Origin of the sequence: Roseburia sp. OM03-7AC, from assembly GCF_003462625.1 — a bacterium.
Taxonomy (GTDB): domain Bacteria; phylum Bacillota; class Clostridia; order Lachnospirales; family Lachnospiraceae; genus Roseburia_C; species Roseburia_C amylophila.
The window spans coordinates 770,331-781,677 of the sequence record NZ_QTZJ01000001.1; the positions used below are offsets into that span (position 1 = coordinate 770,331).

At 41.3% G+C, this 11,347-nt stretch carries 7 protein-coding genes; 3 read left to right on the forward strand and 4 right to left on the reverse strand.

The window, feature by feature from the left end; genetic code table 11:
* Nucleotides 1–39 precede the first annotated feature (39 nt).
* The 3 genes from DXB39_RS03785 (at nucleotide 40) to htpG (ending at nucleotide 7,579) form a co-directional block, all read left to right on the forward strand.
* Complete coding sequence (locus tag DXB39_RS03785) at nucleotides 40–4,287, forward strand: 2-hydroxyacyl-CoA dehydratase (protein ID WP_117840927.1); 4,248 nt, start codon at nucleotides 40–42, stop codon at nucleotides 4,285–4,287.
* A 7-nt stretch (nucleotides 4,288–4,294) separates the two neighbouring features.
* Complete coding sequence (locus DXB39_RS03790; RefSeq protein WP_117840926.1) at nucleotides 4,295–5,251, forward strand: glycosyltransferase family 2 protein; 957 nt, start codon at nucleotides 4,295–4,297, stop codon at nucleotides 5,249–5,251.
* A gap of 216 nt (nucleotides 5,252–5,467) precedes the next feature.
* Nucleotides 5,468–7,579, forward strand: coding sequence for a molecular chaperone HtpG (htpG, locus tag DXB39_RS03795; protein WP_117840925.1), 2,112 nt, complete (start codon nucleotides 5,468–5,470; stop codon nucleotides 7,577–7,579).
* A 98-nt stretch (nucleotides 7,580–7,677) separates the two neighbouring features.
* On the opposite strand, the gene DXB39_RS03800 is transcribed toward htpG, so the two are convergent.
* The 4 genes from DXB39_RS03800 to DXB39_RS03815 are packed head-to-tail and all read right to left on the reverse strand — an operon-like array spanning nucleotide 7,678 to nucleotide 11,021.
* Nucleotides 7,678–8,667, reverse strand: a complete 990-nt coding sequence (locus DXB39_RS03800) for a peptidylprolyl isomerase (protein WP_117840924.1) — start codon at nucleotides 8,665–8,667, stop codon at nucleotides 7,678–7,680.
* Between the two features lie 47 nt (nucleotides 8,668–8,714).
* Nucleotides 8,715–10,118 (reverse strand): NAD(P)/FAD-dependent oxidoreductase, encoded by a 1,404-nt coding sequence (locus tag DXB39_RS03805; RefSeq protein ID WP_117840923.1) that lies wholly within the window; start codon nucleotides 10,116–10,118, stop codon nucleotides 8,715–8,717.
* Nucleotides 10,119–10,136: 18 nt separating this feature from the next.
* Nucleotides 10,137–10,397 carry a hypothetical protein gene (locus tag DXB39_RS03810; RefSeq protein WP_022243115.1) on the reverse strand — a complete coding sequence of 87 codons (261 nt, stop codon included), beginning with the start codon at nucleotides 10,395–10,397 and terminating at the stop codon, nucleotides 10,137–10,139.
* Nucleotides 10,398–10,415: 18 nt separating this feature from the next.
* Entirely contained in the window at nucleotides 10,416–11,021 is a 606-nt protein-coding gene (locus DXB39_RS03815) for a Maf family protein (RefSeq protein WP_117840922.1), read from the reverse strand.
* Between the last annotated feature and the right edge of the window lie 326 nt (nucleotides 11,022–11,347).

The following is an 11,347-nucleotide window of genomic DNA, read 5'->3' on the forward strand; positions in this document are numbered from 1 at the left end:
TATTAATATGAAGTAACAGACTAATACAGGGTGATTATTATGGAAAACAAAAATCTTAACAAACTGGGAATAGACATCGGTTCCACAACCGTTAAAATTGCTGTTCTTGGAAAAAATAACGAGCTGCTGTTTGCAGACTATGAAAGACATTTTGCCAATATCCGTGAAACCTTAACGGATTTATTAAAAAAGGCATTTGATAAGCTTGGGAATTTAAAGCTGGCACCGATGATTACCGGTTCCGGCGGACTTACCCTTGCCAAACATCTTGGCATTCCGTTTGTGCAGGAGGTTATTTCCGTATCTACTGCCTTACAGGACTATGCGCCACAGACTGACGTTGCCATTGAGCTTGGTGGTGAGGATGCCAAAATTATTTATTTTGAAGGTGGTAATGTGGAGCAGCGTATGAATGGTATCTGTGCCGGTGGTACCGGTTCCTTTATTGACCAGATGGCATCTTTGATCCAGACAGATGCATCCGGTCTGAATGAGTATGCCAAAAATTATGATGCCATCTATCCGATTGCTGCACGATGCGGTGTATTTGCAAAAACCGATATCCAGCCATTGATTAATGAAGGTGCTACCAGAGAGGACTTATCTGCTTCTATTTTCCAGGCAGTCGTAAACCAGACCATCAGTGGTCTTGCCTGTGGAAAACCAATCCGTGGTCACGTTGCTTTCTTAGGTGGACCACTGCACTTCCTTTCTGAATTAAAGGAAGCTTTCATCCGTACCTTAAAACTGGATGATGAACACATTATTGCACCGGAAAATTCCCATCTGTTTGCAGCCATTGGTTCTGCATTAAATTATAAAGAAGATGTCACTTACGATTTATCCGATATTTTAGACAAATTGTCTTCTGATATTAAAATGGAATTTGAAGTAGCCCGTATGGAGCCTCTTTTTGCAACCCAGGCTGACTATGACGCCTTTACTGCCCGTCATAACGGACACAATGTAAAGACAGCGGACCTTTCTACTTACAAAGGAAACTGCTATCTTGGAATTGATGCCGGCTCCACCACAACCAAAATTGCACTGGCAGGAGAAGACGGTTCTCTTCTCTATTCTTTCTATAGCAGCAACAACGGAAGTCCTCTGGCTACTGCAATCAAATCCATCAAGGAAATCTATTCCTTATTACCGGCGGATGCACATATTGTACACTCCTGCTCCACCGGTTATGGAGAGGCTTTATTAAAAGCTGCCCTTATGTTGGATGACGGTGAGGTAGAAACCGTTGCCCACTACTATGCAGCGGCATTCTTTGACCCGGATGTAGACTGTATCTTAGACATCGGTGGTCAGGATATGAAATGCATCAAGATTAAGAACCAGACCGTTGACAGTGTTCAGTTAAATGAAGCCTGCTCTTCCGGATGCGGTTCCTTTATCGAGACTTTTGCAAAATCATTAAATTACAGTGTGCAGGATTTTGCCAAAGAAGCTTTATTTGCTGAAAACCCGATTGACCTTGGAACCCGTTGTACCGTATTTATGAATTCCAAGGTAAAACAGGCTCAGAAGGAAGGTGCAAGCGTTGCTGATATTTCCGCCGGTCTTGCTTATTCCGTTATCAAGAATGCTCTTTTCAAGGTTATCAAGCTTTCCGATGCAAAGGATTTAGGTGAGCATATCGTAGTTCAGGGTGGAACCTTCTACAATGATGCGGTACTCCGGAGCTTTGAAAAAATTTCCGGCTGTGAAGCGGTAAGACCTGATATTGCAGGAATCATGGGTGCTTTTGGTGCTGCTTTAATTGCAAGGGAGCGTCATGAGGAAGGTTACCAGACTTCCATGCTTTCCATTGATGAAATCAATGCACTGACCTTTGATACCAAGCTGACCCGCTGTCAGGGATGTACCAACCACTGTCTTTTAACCATCAACCGTTTCTCCGGCAACCGTTCCTACATTACCGGTAATCGTTGTGAACGTGGACTTGGCAAAGAAAAGAATAAAGAAAATATTCCAAACCTTTTTGAATATAAGAATGAACGGCTTTTTGCTTATCCTCCACTGAAGAAAGAAGAAGCCACCCGCGGAACCGTAGGACTTCCGAGAGTATTAAATATGTATGAGAATTACCCATTCTGGGCAACCTTCTTTGCAGCTTTAAAATTTGAAGTAGTACTCTCTCCACAGTCAACCAGAAAGATTTACGAGCTGGGTATTGATTCCATTCCAAGCGAGTCCGAATGTTATCCGGCCAAACTTGCCCACGGTCATGTATCCTGGCTGATTCAGCATCAGGTAGATTTCATTTTCTACCCATGTATTCCTTATGAAAGAAATGAATTCCCGGATTCTAACAATCACTACAACTGCCCGATTGTTACATCCTATGCCGAAAATATCAAGAATAATGTAGATGAAATTACTTCAGGTCAGGTTCGTTTCTTAAATCCGTTTATGGCATTTACCAACCTTGACGTTCTGACCGAGCAGTTAGTACATACCTTTACCGAAGAGTTCTCCATTCCGGCAGAAGAAATCAAAGCTGCCGCGAGAACTGCATGGCAGGAGCTTTCCAATGCCAGAGAGGATATCAAACGCAAGGGCGAAGAAACTTTAGCATATTTAAAAGAGACTGGGAAACGTGGTATTGTACTTGCCGGCCGTCCATATCATGTGGATCCGGAAATCAACCATGGTATTCCGGAACTGATTAATTCCTATGGTCTAGCTGTACTTACAGAGGATTCCGTAGCACATCTCCATGAAGTAGAGCGTCCGCTTATCGTTATGGATCAGTGGATGTATCACTCCAGACTGTATGCTGCAGCAAACTTTGTAAAGACACAGGATAATCTTGATTTAATCCAGTTGAATTCCTTCGGTTGTGGATTAGATGCCGTTACAACAGACTGCGTCAATGACATTCTAAGCAAATCCGGCAAGATTTATACCTGCCTGAAAATCGATGAGGTAAATAACTTAGGGGCTGCAAGAATCCGTATCCGTTCTCTTCTTGCTGCTATCCGTGTCAAAGAAAAACGTCAGGAAAAACGTACCATCGTTCCTGCTAACTTTAACCGTGTGGTATTTACCGAAGAAATGCGTGACAGTTACACAATTCTCTGTCCGCAGATGTCACCGATTCATTTTGAACTCTTAGAGCCTGCTTTCCAGGCTGCCGGATATCATCTGGTTGTACTTGATAATGATAACCGCGACTCTGTGGATGTGGGATTAAAATATGTAAATAACGACGCCTGCTACCCTTCCCTTATGGTTGTCGGTCAGATTATGAGTGCTGTTATGTCCGGAAAATATGACATGACAAAGACTGCAATTTTAATCTCACAGACCGGTGGTGGATGTCGTGCCAGCAACTATATCGGATTTATCCGCCGTGCCTTGGAAAAAGCCGGTTATAAAGACGTTCCGGTTATTTCCATCAACTTAAGCGGCTTAGAGAAAAACCCTGGCTTTAAGTTCACACCACAGCTTATCCAGCATGGTCTTTATGCCTTAGAGTTTGGCGATATTTTCATGCGCTGTCTCTACCGCACCAGACCTTATGAGGAAGTACCTGGTTCTGCCAATGCACTTCATGAGAAATGGAAAGAACGCGTCATTGCATTTATTTCCAGGAAGGGCTTTGTCTCCCACCGGAAATACAAAAAGATGTGCCGTGAAATCATCCGTGACTTTGACCGCCTTCCGATGAAGGACATTAAGAAACCTAAAGTTGGTGTCGTTGGTGAGATTCTGGTTAAATTCCTTCCAGCCGCAAATAATTATCTGGTAGACTTACTAGAGGCAGAAGGTGCTGAGGCTGTTGTTCCTGACCTTACCGACTTCCTGCTCTACTGCTTCTATAACCAGAACTTTAAAGCAGAACACCTTGGCATGAGCAGGAAATCCGCAAGAGTCTCAAACCTCGGTATCAAATTCTTCGAATGGCTCCGTTCCGCTGCCCGTGACGAATTTGAAAAGAGTGAACACTTTGATCCGCCTGCCCACATTGAAACACTAGCAAAATATGCTTCTGAGATTGTATCCCAGGGTAACCAGACCGGTGAAGGCTGGTTCTTAACCGGCGAAATGTTAGAGCTGATTCATACCGGGACCAATAATATCGTATGTACACAGCCATTTGCCTGTCTGCCAAACCATGTGGTTGGTAAAGGTGTTATCAAGAAGCTGCGTCACCAGTACCCTCTTTCTAACATCGTGGCTATCGACTATGACCCGGGTGCCAGTGAGGTTAACCAGTTGAACCGTATCAAACTGATGCTCTCTACTGCCAACAAGAACCTTGCAAAGGATTGATTCTTTTATGCAAACAATGACGATTATTGTACCCTGCTATAACGAAGAAGAAGCACTTCCCTATTTTTACGAAGAGATTTCAAAAATCAGGCAACAGCTTACAGAGATTTCTCTTAAGCTGCTGTTTATCAATGATGGCTCAACGGACAATACCCTTGCCATCCTAAAGAAGCTTGCTTCTTCCGATAACAGTGTATATTATATTTCCTTTTCCCGTAATTTTGGAAAAGAAGCGGCTATTTATGCCGGTCTGAAAAATTCAACCAGTGATTATACTGCCATTATGGATGCAGATTTACAGGATCCGCCTTCCCTGCTTCCTTCGATGCTTCACGCCATCCGGGAAGAAGGCTATGATTCGGTTGCCACACGACGGGTAAACCGCAAAGGAGAACCGCCTGTCCGCTCTTTCTTTGCCCGGATGTTCTATAAGCTTATCCGCAAAATGTCCGATACAGATATCGTAGATGGTGCCAGAGATTTCCGGTTGATGAACCGTCCTTTTGTTGATGCGTTGTTAGAATTAAATGAATACAACCGCTTTTCCAAGGGGTTATTTGGCTGGGTCGGTTTCCGTACCAAATGGATTGAATTTGAAAATACAGAGCGGATTGCCGGAGAAACCAAATGGTCTTTCTTCCAGCTGGTCCGCTACTCCTTAGACGGAATGATATCCTTCTCTACAGCTCCGTTGAAGCTTGCATCCTTTACCGGAATGTTTATGTGTATCATTTCCTTCCTTGCCATTATCTTTATTATTGTAAGGCAGCTTTTATTCGGTGGCTCCGCTTTCGGCTGGCCGTCCATGGCATGTATCGTTATCTTTATCGGAGGTATCCAGCTTCTGTGCATCGGAATCTTAGGTTCCTACCTTTCCCGCACTTATATGGAGGTCAAAAAACGGCCTATTTATATCTGTCAGGAAAGCAATTTAAACCCAGATAAAGCTGTTAAATCTAAATGAAAAAATGATTAAACAGAAAGTTTATAAACTTTTAAGAAATCCGCAGCGTCCCATAAATACTGGTGTTGCGGATTTTTGTTAGCACTCTTTTCTAAAGAGTGCTAATTTTCTATTGACTTTTAAATTTGCAAAGTATAATATTTCTATTAGGATTTGTAGTCTGACACTACAAAATAGAACAAGAAATTATATAGAGAAAGAAAAGGAGTGTTTTAAATGAGTAATAAACATGGAAATTTATCAATTAGCAGCGATAACATTTTTCCGATTATAAAGAAATGGATGTATTCCGATCATGATATTTTCTATCGTGAACTGATTTCCAATGGCTGTGATGCCATTACCAAATTAAAGAAGCTGGAAATGATGGGCGAATATACCCTTCCAGCCGATTATAAGCCTGAAATCCACGTTATTGTCAACCCGGACGACAAAACACTTACCTTCATCGATAACGGTCTCGGAATGACCGCTGATGAGGTAGAAGAATATATCAACCAGATTGCCTTCTCCGGTGCTACTGATTTTCTGGAGAAATACAAAGATAAAGCCAACGAAGACCAGATTATCGGTCATTTCGGACTGGGCTTCTATTCCGCTTTCATGGTTGCAGATGAGGTTCACATTGATACCCTTTCTTATAAAGATGGTGCTACTGCTGTTCACTGGGAATGCGATGGCGGTACAGAATTTGATATGAAAGACAGTGACCGTACCGAAGTCGGCACCAAAATTACTCTTTTCTTAAATGAAGATGCTTTGGAATTTGCCAACGAATATCGTGCAAGAGAAGTCATTGAGAAGTACTGCTCTTTCATGCCGGTACCAATCTATCTGACCAAAGCAAATGCTGAGCCACAGTATGAGACCATCAAACCGGAAGATAAATTAGATACCGATACTGTCATTGAAACAATCGTTGAAGAAGCAAAAACTGAAGAAAAAGAAAATGAAAATGGCGAAAAAGAAGTCGTAGAAGTATCTCCAAGAACCGAAAAGCTTAAGATTTTAAAACGTCCGGTTCCATTGAATGATACGAACCCACTGTGGACTAAGACTCCGAGCGAATGTACCGATGAAGAATACAAAGCTTTCTACCGTAAAGTATTTATGGATTATAAAGAGCCTTTATTCTGGATTCACCTGAATATGGACTATCCATTTAACTTAAAAGGTATTCTGTACTTCCCGAAGATTAATACGGAATACGATTCCATCGAAGGAACTATTAAATTATATAATAATCAGGTATTTATCGCAGATAATATTAAGGAAGTGATTCCGGAATTCTTAATGCTCTTAAAGGGCGTGATTGACTGTCCTGACCTTCCGCTTAATGTTTCCCGTAGTGCTCTGCAGAACGATGGCTTTGTAAAGAAGATTTCCGATTACATCAGCAAAAAAGTTGCAGATAAATTAATCGGTATGTGCAAGACCGAAAAAGAAAGCTACGAAAAATACTGGGATGACATCAGCCCATTTATCAAATTCGGCTGCTTAAAAGATACCAAGTTCTGTGACAAGATGAATGATTACATTCTCTTTAAGAACTTAGACGATAAGTACCTTACTCTTCCGGAGCTTCTGAAAGAAGACGAAAAAGCAGAAGAAAATACGGAAGGAAATACCGAAGATACAAAGGCTGAAGATACCGCTTCAGACAATGTGTCTGATGCTGATAAGACCGCTGATACTGCTTCTGACTCAGAAGAAAAGGATGAAAGAAAACCGATTTACTATGTTACCGATCCGGTTCAGCAGGGACAGTATATCAAGATGTTCAAGGAACAGGGCATGGATGCAGTTATCTTAAATCACAATATCGATACCTCCTTCATCAGCCAGTTAGAGCAGCGTAATGAGAAATTCAAATTCATGCGAATCGATGCAGACCTTACCGATTCCCTGAAAGAAGAAAATGCTGAAGAGACTAAAGAGACTGAAGAAACACTGTCCAAAGTATTCAAGGATACTTTAAAGAATGATAAGCTTACGATTAAAGTTGCCAAACTGAAAAATCCCGACATTGCTTCTGTTATTACTCTCTCCGAGGAAGGCAGACGTATGCAGGATATGATGAAAATGTATGCCATGAATGGCATGGGCGGTATGGATACTTCCATGTTTGCGGCAGACCAGACACTGACCTTAAATACCAGTCATCCTCTGGTCCAGTACATCTTAAATCACAAAGATTCCGAGCATGTACCAATGTTCTGTCAGCAGCTTTACGATTTAGCTGTTTTAAGCAACCAGCCATTATCCGTAGATGCTATGACAAAATTCATCCAGCGTAGCAACGATATCATGATGCTGCTGGCAAAGTAAAAGTTCAAGAAGAACTACCCAAAAGGGAATCTGATTTTCATCAGATTCCCTTTTATAGTTGCCAGCGGCAGATTCTGTAGATTTTTTCTACTATTGTTCTACTCTTCTAACTGATAATACTTATCCAGCACTTCAAAAAAACTGTTGGTGGTTATGGTTCCGTCTGTTTTAAGTTCCAGTTCTTCCCAGACTTTTTCATTGAGGCTTGAAGATAAATCTGCCACAAAAGCGTCATATTCGTCATTAAATGCTTCTTTCTCACGCTTTTTAACAATCTTATCCTTATTTGCATCCGTCAGCTCCTGATTGAATTTATTGATGCACTTGATAAAATAATAACCATCCTCTGTCGCAATGCTTTCTGATATTTCATCATCATTTAAGTTAAATGCAATATCCTCTACTTCCTTTGGCATCTCATCTCTTCCAAAGGTAATATCAATCTGGGCAGCCTCATTATAATCTGCTGCTACTGTCCGGAAATCCTCTCCATTTGCCAGTCTGGATGCCACCTCTCCTGCACGGTTCTGATCCTTTACATAAATCTGCTGTGCTTCCATAACCCTTGCTTCATCATCACTGACTTCCTCATTGACACCGGTTGTTAAAGATGTATACACCTTGCTTGCCAGTGCATAATTCTCATAGAGCTTCTCTATGGTTGCCTCACTGACATCCATATAACTTTTTTCCTCTTCATTCAATGACTCATAATATTCTTTTGCAGCCAGCTTCAGATTGGTCTTTTCTTCTTTACTTAAAGTAATTTCCTTCTGCTCTGCCAGCTGGTCCATACAGATTACCCTGGTCATTTCCGATAATGTAACGTCCTTCACATACTGCTCTAAATCATCGGTCTGATACTGCTGTTCCCACAAATCGATTCCATAGACATTTCCATATAGATTCTGGTAGTTACAAAGATATACCTTGGCTTCTGCCAAAGATACCTTTTCATGCTCTATCTTAAAAACTTCATTAGCAGATAAGCCTGTTGTAAATACAATGTCAGTTTTTCCAAGACTGCATCCACCAAGAAATACGGAAATGCTTAAGACCACTGCGGCAATTTTACTCTTTCGTCCCATGAATTTTCTTCCTTTTCTTATTCGAAAACCAATTCTTTGGTATGTTTTTATGCTTCAAGACTCTTTAATATACTTCTTGCCACGCTGATTCCGTTTGCAGATGCCTGCTGTAATCCTCTGGTTACGCTTGCACCATCACCGATGGCACGCAGACCTTTAATGCTGGTTTCAAAATCTTTGCTGACAACAACTTTATTGGAATAGAATTTTACTTCTACACCATAAAGTAATGTTTCATCACTGGCAATACCAGGTGTAACCTTATCCAGTGCCTCTAACATTTCTTCGATATCTACCATAATACGATGTGGAAATACCAGTGATAAATCTCCCGGCACTGCATCCTTTAAAGTTGGAATCAGATTGTTTCTCGCCAGGCGTTCCTCTGTAGTTCTTCTGCCCCGCTTAAAGTCACCAAATGTCTGTACTAAAATTTTGCCATCACAAAGCATGTTGGAAAGCTGTGCAATCTGCTTACCATACTCAATCGGAGTCTTAAATGGCTTGGTAAAGTTCTTGGATACCAGCAATGCAAAGTTGGTATTATTTGTTTTCATATCTTTCGACTTGTAAGCATGTCCATTTACAACCGCAAGTCCGTCATCATAATATTCGGTTGCTACTTCACCGGATGGGTTTGTGCAGAAAGTACGCACTTTATCGTCAAAGGTTGGTGTATGATAAACGAGTTTTGCTTCATAAAGGTTTGTATTTAAGAAATCCATAACCTCATCACGCACTTCCACACGGACACCGATATCAACCGTACCTACCTTGGTTTCAATCTTTTTTTCCTTACAGATATGTGAGAACCAGTCTGCGCCTTCACGTCCTACTGCAGAAATGATTTCTTTCGCATAATATGTATCTCCCTTTTCTGTTACAGCACCGGTTACGGCATTGTTTTCTACCAGAATATCCGCTACCATGGTATTAAAGAGAATCTCCACACCAAGGTCTAACAAATGCTTCTGCAGACGTGCATAAATCTTATATCCTTCTTCTGTTCCAAGATGACGAATCGGACACTCGATTAATTTTAAGTTGGCATTGATTGCTTTTCTGCGAATCTCGCGGATTTCTTTTTCCTTATCCACACCATAAACATTGGTGTCTGCACCGAATTTCAGATAAATATCATCCGATTCTTTAATTAAGGATAATGCTTCTTCATATCCTAAGATTTCCGGCAGATTGCCACCTACATCCGGTGATAATGATAATTTACCATCCGAAAATGCTCCTGCTCCGGCAAATCCTGTTGTAATCGAACACGGCTGACATCCTACACAGACCTTTGTCTTACGCTTCGGACACTGGCGTTTCTCAATGCTTCTTCCCTTTTCTATCATGAGAACCTTTAAATCCGGTCTCTTTTCCTTTAATTCATAGGCACAGAAAATTCCGGACGGACCTGCACCGATAATGATTACATCATAGTTATTGCTCATATTTAATACCCCTTTCGTTTACGCTTCTACCACCAGATATCTGCCATCCGGCAGTGAAAATACTTCTTCTGCTTCTTCAATTTCATGATTGCTCATTCCGGATACATCCGCACCGCTTTCGTCTAAGAACTGTTTTACTTCTTTGATGCTGTCACAGATAACTGCCATACAGTCCTCTAAAAACGCTTCTGCCTCTTCTAAACTGTCTGCCACATTTTCATCAAATAACTGTGACTGATGCTCCAAAAAGTAATTCAGACATACCTCATCGTATTCCATTTATTCTTTCCTCCTGTTTTAAGAAAATTTATACACATCAATACCTAATTGTTTTAATTCCTGATAAATCCGGGCAATCGGCAGACCTACTACATTGTTGTAATCACCTTCAATTTTTTCGATAAATGCAGCTGCTTTTCCCTGAATTCCATATGCACCTGCTTTATCCATCGGTTCCCCGGTATCTATATAACGGTTCAGTTCCTCATCTGTAACCGGATACATGGTTACTTTCGTACATTCATAAAAACTGTATTGCACTTTCTTTCCATCCTCCCGCATCCAGAGCGAAACTCCGGTATAAACTTCATGGATACTTCCGGAAAGTCCTTTTAACATTGTAAATGCATCCTCCCGGTTCTTCGGTTTACCCAGCACTTTGCCATCCTTTACCACGACGGTATCTGCTCCGATTACCAGACTGTCCTGTTCTCCTACTTTGGCTTCTATCATCTTTTCATAAATTTCTCCCGCTTTCTGCTTCGCCAGATTCATGACAATCTCAGAAGGCGTATCTCCCACCTGCTTTTCTTCTCCCTGTGCCGGAAATACCAGAAAGGTAAGTCCAAGCTGCTCTAAGAGTTCTTTTCTTCGTGGGGAAGCTGATGCTAAAATTATTTTCACGTTTTTTCTCCTTGTGTTCCGGTATATTATAAGTGAGTGGATGAAACGGTTAATAGAAAAGTTTTTACGTCTAAAGGCATTTGCTTTAACCTTTGAAATGCCGAAGTTCTAAGGCATATGTTTTCCTTTTTTCTATAAATACAGTCTTTCCAATGTTTGACAGACACATTGCACGGTTCGCTGCCTGCGGATACATGAATAGGCTTGTTAGGGGCACTTAGAATTTCGTCTGCAACCAGGCAACGCTGGTACAGGGATGTACCAGCGAGGCACAGATGAACACGGATGTGAATTTGTGCCGGTTGCCAGACGAAGTTCATATATTA